The following is a 13,315-nucleotide window of genomic DNA, read 5'->3' as shown; positions in this document are numbered from 1 at the left end:
GCCTCACTTTTCTTTTTTCTTGTACATCGCCAGCATGCGCTGGGTGACGAGGAAGCCACCGACGATGTTCACCGAAGCAAGGATCAGCGCGATGAAGCCGAAGCCGGTCGCGATGCCCGACGACGAGATGCCGACGGCCAGCAGCGCACCGACGACGATCACCGAGGAAATCGCATTGGTCACGGACATAAGCGGCGTGTGAAGCGCAGGCGTCACCGACCAGACGACGTAGTAGCCGACGAAGATCGCCAGCACGAAAATAGCGAAGCGAAAGACGAACGGGTCGATCGCGCCGCCCGTTGCAGCCGCTGCTGCGTGACCCGCCGCCTCGGAGGCCTGAACGTCGGAAAAGGCGAGCCGCAGGGCCGCGACCGATTGTTCAAGGCGCTGGATGGCGCGTTCCATCGCGGTCATTTCCATCACGCGTCCCCCTTCTTCGAAGCGGCTTTAGGCTTGGCGGTTGCCTTGGGCGCAGCGTCGAGATCGGGCTCCGTGCTGTCGGTCGCAGCCATCGGCACCGGCGCGTCGGCCTTGACGAAATTCGCATGCACGACGCGGCCCTGATGGGTCAGCAACGTCGCCTTGACGAGTTCGTCCTCGGGCTGAATCGAAAGGGTCTTCGTTTCCTTGTCGATCAGCGTTTCGAGGAAGGCGTAGAGGTTCTTGGCGTAGAGAAGCGAGGCCGATGCGGCGATGCGGCCGGCAACGTTCAGATGGCCGACGATCTTGACGCCGTTCGCGCTCGTCACGACCTCGCCCGCCTTCGCGCCATCGACATTGCCGCCGCGCTCGACAGCGAGATCGACGATGACCGAACCGGGCTTCATGGACGCGACCATCTCGGCCGAGACCAGCTTGGGCGCGGGACGGCCGGGAATGAGCGCGGTGGTGATGACGATGTCCTGCTTGGCAATGTGCTCGGCCGTCAGCGCGGCCTGCTTCGCCTGATATTCCTTGGACATTTCCTTGGCGTAGCCGCCTGCGGTCTCCGCCGCCTTGAATTCCTCGTCCTCGACGGCAAGGAACTTCGCGCCGAGCGAGGCGACCTGTTCCTTGGCGGCGGGGCGCACATCCGTCGCGGTGACGACTGCGCCCATGCGCCGCGCGGTCGCGATCGCCTGAAGGCCCGCGACACCGACACCCATGATGAAGATTTTGGCGGCCGGAACGGTGCCCGCCGCCGTCATCATCATCGGCAACGCGCGATCATATTCATAGGCGGCATCGACGACGGACTGATAGCCGGCAAGGTTCGCTTGGGAGGACAGGATATCCATCGATTGCGCACGCGTGATGCGCGGCATGAATTCCATCGCGAACGCCGAAATGCCAGCCTGCGCCATCGCCTCGATGGCGGCGTTGTTGCCGTATGGGTCCATCGCGGCGATGACGGCGGCGCCGGATTTATAGGCTTTCAATTCCGTGCTGGCGGGACGGCGCACCTTCAAAACGATATCGGCAGCAGCTGCATCTGCAGCGCTGCCGATCCGGGCACCGTTCTTCTCGAATTCCGCATCGGGGATGCGCGAGCGCTCCCCGGCTCCGGCCTCCACCACCACGTCCAGCCCGAGCGCCTTCAGGCGCTTGACCGTTTCGGGCGATGCGGCGACACGCGGTTCGCCGGCCTCGATTTCTTTCGGTATGAATACGATCTGCGTCATGAACCCCTCCCCTCGGCCGATCTGATCTTATCGCGGGAAGGTCCCGCGACAATCGTTCGTCAGCGCAGGGAAAAAGCCCCGATACCGCAGATCAGAACGAACAGAATGAACGACGAGATGAAGCCGGCGGACGTGAAGAACCCGAACGCCATCGCGACGAGCAGGGCCACCACGATCAGCGTCGCGTATTTCGTGAACTCGAGGAAGAAATTGTAGGTCTTCTCGTGTTCGGCGTAGTCCATTTCGGCGCCCATTTCGAGCGGACCGGAGGGATGCTGTTCTGCCATGGGTGGCTCCTCGCAAATTCGTCCACCGCTGATAACGAAAAGCGCGTTTGAGGGCAATGGCAGTATTGTCGCGCCGGCGGCTATCCTGCGAGTTCGGGAAACAGCCCGATAAGACCGATGACGATGAGGTAGAAGGCGACGATGTAGTTGAGCAGACGTGGCATGATCAAAATGACGACGCCCGCGATGAGCGAGATGAGCGGAGTCAGGGCGAGATCGGGCATTTGGGCGGTCCTCTGGCGTTGATGGTGCAGCGACATAGCTAGGCCGCTCGCGGCGTAGGACAAGCGCCGACAAACGATCTGCGCATTTGCGCGGTCAGGCTTGCCCGTTGAAGCGACTGTAGACACCGCCGCTATTGACGAGTTCATCATGCGCGCCTTCTTCCACGATGCCGGATTTATCGATCACCACGATGCGGTCCGCATTGCGGATCGTCGCCAGCCGGTGCGCGATGACGAGCGTAGTGCGCCCTTTAGAAAGATCGGCAAGCGACTGCTGGATTTCGCGTTCCGTCTGCGTGTCGAGCGACGACGTCGCTTCGTCGAGAATCAGGATCGGCGGGTTCTTCAGGAAGATACGCGCGATCGACAGACGCTGCTTCTGGCCGCCCGAGAGCTTCACGCCGCGCTCGCCGATAACGGTTTCGAACCCGTCCGGCAATGAAGCGATCAGCCCGTCGAGCCGCGCGCGATGCGCTGCCTGTTCGATCTCCGCGTCGCTCGCGCCAAGGCGTCCATAGGCGATGTTTTCGCGGATCGTGCCGCCGAACAGGAATACGTCCTGCTGGACGATACCGATCTGCGCGCGCAGCGAGGTGAGCATCATATCGCGGATATCGATGCCATCGACGGTGATCGCCCCGGCTTCAACCTCGTAAAAGCGCGGCAGAAGCGAGCAGAGCGTCGTCTTGCCGGCTCCTGACGGGCCGACGAAGGCGACAGTTTCGCCTGCTGCAATGTCGAGGTCGATGTCTCTCAATACGGGTCGGCCGGGTGAATAGCCGAACGTCACGCCGCGATATGCGATGTTGCCGGTGAGCTTTTCGACCGAACGCGCGTTCGAACGGTCGGCGACGTCCGGCTCGGTATCGATCAGCGACAGATAGCGCTGAAAGCCGGCGATGCCCTTAGGATAGGTTTCGATGACGGCGTTGATCTTCTCGATCGGGCGCACGAAGACGTTGACCAGAAGCAAAAAGCCGACGAAGCCGCCGCTCGTGAGATCCCCGTTGATCACGTAATAGCTGCCCGCGATCATGACGACGAGCTGGATCAGCCGCACGCTCATGTAAGACAGCGAGGTGCTCGCGGCCATGATCTTGTAGGCAGCAAGCTTGGTCGTGCGGTAGCGGTCATTGTCGCGCGCGAAAAGCTTGCGCTCGAAATCCTCGTTGGCGAAGGCCTGCACGACGCGCATGCCGCCGATGTTTTCCTCCAGCCGCACGTTGAAATCGCCGACGCGCCCGTAAAGCGCCTGCCAGTTCTGCGTCATGCGACCGCCATAGCGTGTCGTGATCCAGGCGATGAACGGCACGATGGTGGCGGTGATCATGGCCAGCGGCGGATGCACCCACAGCATCAGCGCCAGCGCACCGATCAGCGTCATGATGGCGATGAAAAGATCCTCGGGGCCGTGATGAGCGACCTCGCCGATCTCCTCCAGGTCCTTCGTCACGCGCGCCAGAAGGTGGCCGGTCTTGTTCTCGTCATAAAAGCGGAAGGACAGCTTTTGAAGATGGTCGAACGCCTTTCGGCGCATCTCGGTCTCGATATTGATGCCGAGCATGTGGCCCCAATAGACCACGACAGCCATCAGCCCCGTATTGACGATGTAGAGGGCGAAAAGACCCACCGCCGCGAGCATGATCGCGCCCCATTGCGCCGTCGGCAGCAACGAGTCGATGAACCATTTGACTGCGAGTGGGAAGCCGAGTTCGAGCAGTCCTGCAAGGATCGCGCAGGAAAAGTCGAGGATGAACAACCCTTTCCAGGGCGTATAATAGGAAAAGAAACGGCGGATCATCGATTGCGTCCAATGGGCATTTAAGTCGCTGGGTCGATGTGCCTTGCGACAGGAGACGACCGCATGACGACCGTCAATCGGCGAGACCGCGGTTCAGGATCCGCACGACGCGGATAGCTGATAGGCGAACGCCGTCGCACAGGCAAGCGGGTTGCGGCGATCCGATCTTGGTCCAGCAAATAGTGCCTCTATGGCAAGCTCATCCTACCGAGCCGACATTGTTGGCAATGTGAACAAATTTTCAGCAATAATTCGTCTTGCATCTATTCTAATCAGCTCGATTGCAAAGCTCACCTGTGTGGCACGGCTCTTGCGTTTCTTCTGCGGCAACCGCGCTCGTCATGCGCGGAATGAATTTGAACCAAAGGGGAAGGCGAAAATCATGCAGAAAAGACTCAATCGGACGCGCTCTCTCGCCGCTGGATGTTGTGTCGCGGCGATGATGGTTTTTCAGGCCGGCGCAGCGCAGGCCGAAACGACCCTGCGTATCGGCATGACGGCCGGCGACATTCCGCGCACGCTCGGCCAGCCCGATCAAGGCTTCGAGGGCAACCGCTTCACCGGCCTGACGATGTATGATGCGCTGACCTTATGGGATCTGTCGTCGCAGGAGGATGCGAGCGTCGTCATCCCGGGATTGGCGACCGAGTGGTCGGTAAACGAGGACGACACGACGAAATGGACCTTCGTGCTGCGTGAAGGCGTGACCTTCCACGACGGCTCGCCGTTCAATGCCGAAGCGGTGGTGTGGAACGTCGAGAAAGTGCTGGACGAGGAAGCGCTCCACTACGACGCCAGCCAGGTCGGCGTCACCGCCTCGCGCATGCCCACGTTGCGCAGCGCCGTCGCGATCGACGAATACACGGTCGAGCTGACGACCTCGCAGCCCGATTCCTTCCTGCCGATCAATTTGACGAACCTGTTCATGGCCAGCCCCGCCAAATGGCAGGAACATTTCGACGCGGCGAGTGGTGATGACGATGCCAAAGCGGCTGCGGCATGGGAAGCCTTTGCTCGCGATGCGTCGGGAACCGGCCCCTGGATCATGGACGCTTTCGCACCGCGCGAACGGCTGGAACTGGTCAAGAACGAAGGCTACTGGGACGCCGAGCGCGTACCCAATGTCGACAGGCTCATTCTGCTGCCGATGCCGGAGGCGAACGCCCGCACGGCCGCGCTTTTGTCGGGACAGGTCGACTGGATCGAGGCGCCTGCGCCGGACGCCGTTCCCCAGATCGAAAGCCGCGGCTTCGTGGTGCACAAGAACGAAGCGCCGCATGTGTGGCCGTGGCAGTTCTCGCGTGTCGATGGTTCGCCATGGAACGACATCAATGCCCGCAAGGCCGCCAATCTGTGCATCGACCGCGAAGGCATGCGTGACGGCCTCCTCGCCGGCCTGATGGCACCTGCTACAGGCGCAGTTGAAGAAGGGCATCCCTGGCGCGGCGACGTCACCTTCAACATCACCTTCGATCCCGACGAGGGCCGTAGGCTGATGGAGGAAAGCGGCTATTCGGACAGCAACAGGCTGACGGTCAAGGCGCTCACCTCCGCCTCCGGTTCCGGCCAGATGCAGCCTTTGCCGATGAACGAATACATCCAGCAGGCGCTGGCAGAATGCCATTTCGACGTGCAGCTCGAAGTGCTCGAATGGAACACGCTCTTCACCAACTGGCGTCAGGGCGCGAACGATCCCGGCTCGCTGGGCGCGCACTCCACGAACGTGACCTTCGCCACCATGGACCCGTTCTTCGCGCTGGTGCGCTTCCTTCAGTCCGAAATGGCACCGCCGGTTTCCAACAACTGGGGCTACGTCAACGAACCGGTCTATGACGAACTGGTCGCCAAGGCGCGCGAGACCTTCGATACTACCGAGCGCGACGCCGCACTGGCCGAACTCCACGCGGCTTCCGTCAACGACGCGGCGTTTCTCTATGTCGCACATGACGTCAGCCCGCGCGCGATGAGCGCCAAGGTGACCAACGTGATCCAGCCGAAAAGCTGGTTCATCGATTTCTCGCCGATCACCGTCGAGGAATAAAACCGGGCGGCAAACCCGACCCGTGGCGCGCTTGATGGTGCGCCACGGCCAGTCCCCGAAAGGCTCGCTCCTCAAAGGAAAGGCATGCCGCGTCCATGCTCGTCTATCTCGCCAAGCGTCTCGTCTACACGGTCCCGGTCGTGTTCAGCGTCGCTGTCGTCTGCTTCATGCTGGTCCACCTGTCGCCGGGCGATCCACTGGTCTCGATCCTTCCGGCCGACGCCTCGGCGGAACTCGAAGCGCGGCTGAGAACGCAATACGGCTTCGACCGCCCGCTGCCGGTGCAGTTCTGGATATGGATATCGAATGCGGTTGCCGGCGATCTTGGCACCTCCATTGCCAATGGACGCCCCGTTCTCGGCGAAGTCATGCGCGCCGTAAGCAACACGCTTCTTCTGGCTTGCACGGCCGCCGTTCTGGGCTTCGCACTCGGCATCTTCTTCGGGCTAATCGCCGGTTACTACCGCGATAGCTGGGTCGACAAGCTGGCAACCTCAATAGCCATCGCAGGCGTGTCCGTTCCGCATTACTGGCTCGGCATGGTGCTGGTCATCATCTTTTCGGTGCAGCTCAACTGGCTGCCCGCAGTCGGCGCGGGGCCGGGTAACTGGACATGGACGTGGTCCCATCTCCAGTTCCTCGTCCTGCCGGCGGTGACCATGGCGGTGATCCCCATGGGCATCGTCACCCGCACGGTGCGCGCGCTTGTCGGCGACATCCTGTCGAACGACTTCGTCGACGCGCTGCGCGCCAAGGGGCTTGGCGAGGGACGTGTCTTCGTCCACGTCGTGAAGAACGCCGCGCCGACGGCGATCGCGGTGATGGGGCTGCAACTGGGCTATCTTCTAGGCGGCTCCATCCTCATCGAAACCGTCTTTTCCTGGCCGGGCACGGGCTTTCTGCTCAACACGGCGATCTTCCAGCGCGACCTGCCGCTTCTGCAGGGGACCATCCTTGTCCTCGCGCTGTTCTTCGTCTTCCTCAACCTCTTCGTCGACCTTTTGCAGGCGACGATCGATCCACGCATCAAGCGAGGCTGACACCTATGGCCATCGCAACCGAACCCCTCGTCGAGATCGCGACCGTCGAAAAGCGGCGTGGCTACTGGACGACAGTCGGACGGCGTCTCGTGCGCGATCCGCTGTCGATGATCTGTGCCGGCGTGCTGGTGCTGATATTTCTTTCGGCCATCTTCGCGCCGTATCTGGGCCTTGCCGATCCGTTTCGCGGATCGATGATCTCGCGCCTTCGCCCCTTCGGCACAGAAGGGCATCCGCTGGGCACGGACGAGCTTGGCCGCGACATGCTTTCGCGCCTGATCTACGGCGGAAGGCTGAGCCTTTTGATCGGCATCCTTCCCGTCTTCAACGCCTTCGTCATCGGCACGATCCTCGGCGTCATCGCAGGCTATAATGGCGGCTGGGTCAACTCCGCCATCATGCGCACGATCGACATCTTCTACGCGTTTCCCTCCGTTCTTCTGGCGATCGCGATTTCGGGAGCGCTCGGCGCGGGTATCCTCAACTCGATCGTCTCCTTGACCATCGTGTTCATCCCGCCGATCGCACGCGTTGCCGAAAGCGTGACGACAAGCGTGCGCAATCTCGACTTCGTCGATGCGGCGCGTGCCTCGGGCGCGAACGCGCTGACCATCATGCGCGTGCATGTGCTGGGCAACGTTCTGGGGCCGATCTTCGTCTATGCGACGAGCCTGATTTCGGTGTCGATGATCCTTGCGGCCGGCCTTTCCTTCCTCGGCCTCGGCACCCGTCCGCCACAACCCGAATGGGGGCTGATGCTCAACACGCTGCGAACCGCGATCTATGTCGATCCTTGGCTGGCCGCGCTTCCCGGAGTGATGATTTTCGCAATCTCAATCGGCTTCAACCTTTTGAGCGACGGCCTGCGAAGCGCCATGGACATCAGGAACTGACATGCTCGAACAGATCGAAGACAAGGGCGGCCCGCGCCAGAAGCTCCTCGAGATAAAAGGGCTTCGAAAACATTTTCCGGTCGGCGGTGGGCTGATCGGCAAGAAACAGGTCGTGCGCGCTGTCGACGGCGTCGACTTCGCCGTTGCCAAGGGTGAAACGCTCGGCATCGTTGGTGAATCGGGCTGCGGAAAATCGACAACCGCGCGCCTTCTCATGCATCTCATCGAGCCGGACGAAGGACGCATTGTCTATGACGGCGAATCCGTCGGCGGTTCGCTCTCGCTGCGCGAATTGCGCCGGCGCATGCAGATGGTCTTTCAGGATTCCTACGCCTCGCTCAACCCGCGCCTGACGATCGAGGACTCCATCGCTTTCGGACCGAAGGTGCATGGCCTCGGCGACAAGGAGGCGAGAGATCGGTCCCGCGACCTTCTCGGCCGCGTCGGGCTGAAGCCCGAAACCTTCGCCAACCGCTATCCGCACGAACTTTCCGGCGGGCAGCGCCAGCGCGTGAACATCGCCCGCGCATTGGCGCTGATGCCGCGCATCGTCATTCTCGATGAAGCTGTCTCCGCGCTCGACAAATCGGTCGAGGCACAGGTGCTCAACCTTCTGATCGACCTGAAGCGCGATTTCGGCCTGACTTACATCTTCATCAGTCACGATCTCAACGTCGTGCGCTACATCTCCGACCGCGTTCTGGTGATGTATCTGGGCGAAGTCGTCGAAATCGGCCCGGTCGAGGAATTGTGGGGGGCCGCGCGCCATCCCTATACGAAGGCGCTACTCGCCTCGATGCCGACACTCGACCCTGACCGGCGCACGACCGAAGCGCCGCTCGCCGGCGATCCGCCCAATCCGATCGATCCGCCATCCGGCTGCCGTTTCCACACGCGATGCCCATTCGCGGAGGAAAGCTGCACGCAGACCTCCCCTTCCCTTGCGGCGGTCGGCGACGAACACGCCGTCGCGTGCCTGATGTATGTGCCGGGTTCGGGACATTCCCGCGCCACCGGTTCCCAACAACCCGTTCTGGAGCCGTCATGAAACCGATCATCTCTATTCGAGACCTGAATGTCACTTTTCACGGCGAACGCACGGTCCATGCGGTCAACGGCGTCAGCCTCGACGTTATGCCGGGCGAAGTGGTCGGACTTCTGGGCGAATCCGGTTCGGGCAAGAGCGTGACCATGCGCGCCTTGATGCGGCTTTTGCCCAAAAAGCGCACGAAGATAACCGGCGGCATCGAAGTCGACGGAAAAGACGTACTGGCGATGGGCGACAACCAGTTGTCCGACATGCGCGGCAAGGTCGTGTCGATGATCTTTCAGGAACCCGCGCTTGCTCTCGATCCGGTCTATACGATCGGCACGCAGATCGCCGAATCCGTCGTGCGACATGAAGGCAAGAGCATGAAGGAAGGGCAGCAGCGCGCGCTCGAAATGTTGGAGCGGGTGCGCATTCCCTCCGCAAAACGCCGGCTAGACGCTTATCCGCACGAAATGTCGGGCGGCATGCGCCAGCGCGCCATGATCGCGCTCGCGCTCGCCTGCCGACCGAAAATTCTCCTCGCCGACGAGCCGACGACAGCGCTCGACGCCACCGTCCAGATCCAAATCCTGTTGCTTTTGCGCGAATTGCAGGCCGAAATGGATATGTCGGTCATTTTCGTGACCCACGACCTCGGCGTCGCCGTCGAGATCTGCGACCGGATCGCAGTCATGTATGCCGGCGAAGTTGCCGAAACGGGTACGATGGCGCAGGTCGTGCGCGACCCGCGCCACCCTTATGCGCAAGGCCTCCTGTCCTCGACGGTTCTCGGCGCGAAACGCGGCGAAAAGCTCACCACGATCCCTGGAGCCCCGCCATCCCTCGATCGCGCGCCGACCGCGTGCTCGTTTGCGCCGCGCTGCCGTTTCGCGGTTCCACGCTGCATGAGCGAGCGACCGCCTGCGGTCGCGCTCGGTGAGAATCGCATGGCGCGCTGCATCTTTGCTGAACGTACGGCCACCGAAAAGCTCGCCAAAACCGAACCGGCACTCGCATGAAGCTTCTCGTCGTCAATCCCAATTCCACAGCGGCGATGACGGACAAGATCGCAAGGTCGATTAAGCCCTTTGCGGCGACGGATACGCAGCTCTCCTTCCGCAATCCGCACACGAGCCCGGCAAGCATCGAGGGACATTTCGACGAGGCGGCGAGCCTTGCCGGCATGCTCGACATCATTGCCTCGGCCGAGCGCAACGGTAATGATGGCACAATCATCGCCTGTTTCGACGATCCGGGCATCGGAGCCGCGCGCGAAATCGCGAGCGGCCCGGTCATGGGTATCTGCGAGGCGGCGATGATTGCGGCAAGTGTTATCGCCGCGCGTTTTTCGGTCGTGACGACGCTGCCGCGTTCAATCCCGATCATCGAGGATTTGGCCGTGCGCTACGGCATGGAGCGTCGCTGCCGGCGCGTCCATGCGGCCGATATCGCGGTTCTGGCATTGGAACACGATCCCGATGCGCGCATGATCGTCCGTGATGCGGTCCTTTCGGCAGTCAAAAGCGACGGCAGCGACGCCATAATTCTCGGTTGCGCGGGCATGGCGGACCTGACCGACTGGCTGTCTCAGGAAGCGGGCGTGCCCGTCATCGATGGATGCCTTGCCGGCCTGAAGATCGTCGAAGGACTTGCCGGCGCAAAGCTGACGACAAGCAAGGCCGGCGCCTATGCCTGGCCGCGCGCCAAGAACTGACGGCCGGCTCCCGACTAGGTGACGTCGTGTGACGAATTGTCATTCGATGCTGCAGCGCAACGCACTAGATTGTCTGCCGATGACCCGCCTTCCGATTTCGCTCGCAATCTTGCTATCCATGCTCGCCGGACTGGCGACTGCCTCCGCTTGGGAGCGATGCGTAACCGGCGTCAGCGGTCCAATGGCGAAACCCAATCTCGTCGACGCCCTTTGCACCCCACCGACGATGCTCGACGAGAAGCAAGCCATACGCTGATGAAGCAGGGGCGCGTTAGCCAGCCCTGTTCATGCGCTTCATCGCAGCGATGGCCGTTTCATATCCTTCGGCTCCCAGCCCTGCGATAACCGCCGTCGCGATCTTCGAGACCAGCGAATTGTGATAGATCGCCTCGCGGCGATGGACGTTCGAGATATGAAGCTCGATGATCGGCCCGGGAAACATCTTCAGGGCGTCCAGAATGGCGATCGATGTGAAGGTGAAGGCGGCCGGATTGATGACGATGCCCGCCGCCGGCCGGTCGATCGCCTCGTGAATCCAGTCGATCAACTCGTATTCGCGGTTCGACTGACGAAACTCGACGGGGATATCGCCGGCCGCCTCGCGGCACATGGCTTCGACCTGCGAGAGCGTCGTCGAACCGTAGATTTCGGGCTCACGCTTACCCAGACGGTTGAGGTTCGGACCGTTGAGAACGTAAATCGGCGACGGCATTTTTCAAAAGTCTCCTGCTGCCTCAGCCCGAATAGCCGAACATGCGCGGTACCGCGAGAACGAGCGCCGGGAACAAGGTGATCAATATGAGTGCGGCGAACATTCCCGCCAAAAAGGGCAGCGCATCTTTGACAATAGCCCTCAACGGCGCGCCGGATACGCGTGCGACGACGAACAAGAGCAGGCCGTAGGGTGGCGTGATCAGCCCCAGCATGATGTTGAAGACGACGACGACGCCGAAATGGATCATGTCGATGCCAAGCGCCTGCGCGGTCGGGATCAGCACCGGCACGATCACGAGCAGGATCGTCGTGCCTTCCAGAACGCAGCCCAGAAGCAACAGCACGATGTTGACGATGATGAAGAACGTCAGCGGCGTCAGTTCGAACGAAAGCAGGAACGCGCTGAGCGAGGCTGGAATGTTCTCGATGGTGACGACGTAGTTGAAGACCATCGCACCGGCGATCAGCATACCGACGGACGTTGTCATGCGTCCGGCCGATAAAAGCGAGGCGTAAAATTCGCGGATGCCGACATCGCGGTGAATGATGACAGAGACGATCAGGGCGTAAAGCGCGGCGACGGCCGCGGCCTCCGTCGGTGTCATCACGCCGCCGCGAAGGCCGACGAGCAGGACGACCGGGAGCATCAGGGCAGGAAGAGCGCGCAGCGTTATGCCGGGAATCTTGCGGGCCGGAACGGGGGCCTCTGTCGGAAAATTCTGCCGCCTTGCGCTCCACGCAACGACGAACATCTGCGAAATGGCGATCAGCAGTCCCGGCAGGATGCCGGCCAGAAACAGGAAGCCGATCGACGCGCCGGAAACAAGCGAATAGATGACCAGCGGAATGGACGGCGGCAGGATCGGCGCGATGACGGCGGAAACGGCGGTCAGCGCAGCCGCGAAACTCGGCGTATATTTGCCGTTTTCCGTCATCATTTTCTGCATCATCTTGCCCATGCCGGCGGCATCGGCGATGGCCGAGCCGGACATGCCCGCGAAGATCAGGCTTTGCAGCACGTTGACCTGCGCAAGCCCGCCGCGAAACCGTCCCACGATGGCGTTGCAGAAATTGAGAAGCCGGATCGTCATCGAGCCGGAATTCATGAGCTCTGCCGCGAGGATGAACAGCGGCACGGCAAGCATGGTGTAGCTCGTGAACATGGAGTTCAAAAGCTGTTCGGCCGCCGTGCCCATGTCGAGACCGGCCGCGTAAAGATAAAGGATCGATGCGGCGATCATCGAATGGCCGATCGGCAGCCCCAGAAGGCTGAGCGAAACCAGCGTCACGAGGCACAGCGTGAAGGGATCGGAAAGGCTCATAGGCCGGAGCTCTTTTCGGTTGGGTCGATCTCTCTTGGAGCGCGCTGGAACGCTTTGCTGATCAGCCAGCCATAGCGGACGATCACGGCTACGGCGAAGACCACATAGATCGAATAAAGATAGTCGAAGCGGATTTTGAGATAGGCCGTCGACTGCACCTTCATGAAGGTCACGTAGTCGACCACCGCCGGCAGCGAGAAGAGATACAGGCCAATAAGCGCAAGACCGCCGACCACCACCATAACGCGCCGCGCTGTTGGACCGACGGCATCGAAAAGAAGATCGAAGCGGATTTCCTCATTCTCACGCACCACGAAGGCAGCACCCCAAAGGACGAGCCACAGCCACATGATGACCGTCAGCTCGGACGTCCAGCCGATCGGGAAATTGAGAAAATAACGAAAGACGATCTGCGCGATGAAGCCGAAGAACATGACCGCCAGCATCAGAGCCAGAATGTTTTCAGCACGCGCGTAAAGCCACCGGCCGACGCTGGTCAATCGCATTGCCGTCTCCTCATGCCGGTTTTCAGAAATTTACAGCCGACGGATGAAAGGCGGCATGGCGCACGCAATTGCGCCATGCCGC

14 protein-coding genes are annotated in these 13,315 nt (G+C 61.4%); 6 read left to right on the top strand and 8 right to left on the bottom strand.

Translation table 11 applies throughout. The features are described 5' to 3' along the window. Positions 1 to 3 precede the first annotated feature (3 nt). The 5 genes from ACX82Z_RS01130 to ACX82Z_RS01110 form a co-directional block, all read right to left on the bottom strand. A complete protein-coding gene (locus tag ACX82Z_RS01130) occupies positions 4 to 420 on the bottom strand; it encodes a proton-translocating transhydrogenase family protein (RefSeq protein ID WP_459586316.1) in 417 nt (138 codons plus the stop codon). Continuing rightward, positions 420 to 1,661: a Re/Si-specific NAD(P)(+) transhydrogenase subunit alpha gene (locus ACX82Z_RS01125; RefSeq protein ID WP_459586315.1), complete on the bottom strand. Its 1,242-nt coding sequence runs from the start codon at positions 1,659 to 1,661 to the stop codon at positions 420 to 422. The genes ACX82Z_RS01130 and ACX82Z_RS01125 overlap by 1 nt, the downstream gene beginning before the upstream one ends. A 59-nt stretch (positions 1,662 to 1,720) precedes the next feature. Next, positions 1,721 to 1,948 (bottom strand): aa3-type cytochrome c oxidase subunit IV, encoded by a 228-nt coding sequence (locus ACX82Z_RS01120; RefSeq protein ID WP_459586314.1) that lies wholly within the window; start codon positions 1,946 to 1,948, stop codon positions 1,721 to 1,723. An 80-nt stretch (positions 1,949 to 2,028) separates the two neighbouring features. Beyond that, entirely contained in the window at positions 2,029 to 2,172 is a 144-nt protein-coding gene (locus ACX82Z_RS01115) for a DUF3096 domain-containing protein (RefSeq protein ID WP_252912504.1), read from the bottom strand. Positions 2,173 to 2,266: 94 nt separating this feature from the next. Beyond that, positions 2,267 to 3,973, bottom strand: a complete 1,707-nt coding sequence (locus ACX82Z_RS01110; protein ID WP_459586313.1) for an ABC transporter ATP-binding protein — start codon at positions 3,971 to 3,973, stop codon at positions 2,267 to 2,269. Positions 3,974 to 4,412: 439 nt separating this feature from the next. Between ACX82Z_RS01110 and ACX82Z_RS01105 the strand changes: the two genes are divergently transcribed. The 6 genes from ACX82Z_RS01105 to ACX82Z_RS01080 all read left to right on the top strand — a co-directional run bounded on the left by ACX82Z_RS01105 (position 4,413) and on the right by ACX82Z_RS01080 (position 10,691). Then, positions 4,413 to 6,014, top strand: a complete 1,602-nt coding sequence (locus ACX82Z_RS01105; RefSeq protein WP_459591207.1) for an ABC transporter substrate-binding protein — start codon at positions 4,413 to 4,415, stop codon at positions 6,012 to 6,014. A gap of 95 nt (positions 6,015 to 6,109) precedes the next feature. After that, on the top strand, positions 6,110 to 7,054 hold the full coding sequence (locus ACX82Z_RS01100) for an ABC transporter permease (RefSeq protein WP_459586312.1): 945 nt from the start codon (positions 6,110 to 6,112) through the stop codon (positions 7,052 to 7,054). A gap of 5 nt (positions 7,055 to 7,059) precedes the next feature. Further along, a complete protein-coding gene (locus tag ACX82Z_RS01095) occupies positions 7,060 to 7,947 on the top strand; it encodes an ABC transporter permease (protein WP_459586311.1) in 888 nt (295 codons plus the stop codon). Position 7,948: 1 nt separating this feature from the next. Further along, positions 7,949 to 8,995, top strand: a complete 1,047-nt coding sequence (locus tag ACX82Z_RS01090) for an ABC transporter ATP-binding protein (RefSeq protein WP_459586310.1) — start codon at positions 7,949 to 7,951, stop codon at positions 8,993 to 8,995. Continuing rightward, positions 8,992 to 9,996 (top strand): ABC transporter ATP-binding protein, encoded by a 1,005-nt coding sequence (locus ACX82Z_RS01085; protein ID WP_459586309.1) that lies wholly within the window; start codon positions 8,992 to 8,994, stop codon positions 9,994 to 9,996. Before ACX82Z_RS01090 ends, ACX82Z_RS01085 begins: the two co-directional genes overlap by 4 nt. After that, positions 9,993 to 10,691 (top strand): aspartate/glutamate racemase family protein, encoded by a 699-nt coding sequence (locus ACX82Z_RS01080; RefSeq protein ID WP_459586308.1) that lies wholly within the window; start codon positions 9,993 to 9,995, stop codon positions 10,689 to 10,691. The genes ACX82Z_RS01085 and ACX82Z_RS01080 overlap by 4 nt, the downstream gene beginning before the upstream one ends. A 271-nt stretch (positions 10,692 to 10,962) precedes the next feature. Here ACX82Z_RS01080 and ACX82Z_RS01075 read toward each other — a convergent pair whose 3' ends face one another. From ACX82Z_RS01075 to ACX82Z_RS01065, 3 genes are read right to left on the bottom strand one after another with little or no spacing between them, the layout of a single operon-like run. Beyond that, positions 10,963 to 11,403: a type II 3-dehydroquinate dehydratase gene (locus ACX82Z_RS01075; protein ID WP_459586307.1), complete on the bottom strand. Its 441-nt coding sequence runs from the start codon at positions 11,401 to 11,403 to the stop codon at positions 10,963 to 10,965. Between the two features lie 22 nt (positions 11,404 to 11,425). Further along, positions 11,426 to 12,727, bottom strand: coding sequence for a TRAP transporter large permease (locus ACX82Z_RS01070; RefSeq protein ID WP_459586306.1), 1,302 nt, complete (start codon positions 12,725 to 12,727; stop codon positions 11,426 to 11,428). Then, complete coding sequence (locus ACX82Z_RS01065) at positions 12,724 to 13,233, bottom strand: TRAP transporter small permease (protein WP_459586305.1); 510 nt, start codon at positions 13,231 to 13,233, stop codon at positions 12,724 to 12,726. The genes ACX82Z_RS01070 and ACX82Z_RS01065 overlap by 4 nt, the downstream gene beginning before the upstream one ends. Between the last annotated feature and the right edge of the window lie 82 nt (positions 13,234 to 13,315).

The organism is Aliihoeflea sp. PC F10.4 (genome assembly GCF_054612275.1).
The sequence above is the reverse complement of the archived record's forward strand: the minus strand, read 5'-3'. Positions and strand labels throughout refer to the sequence as shown.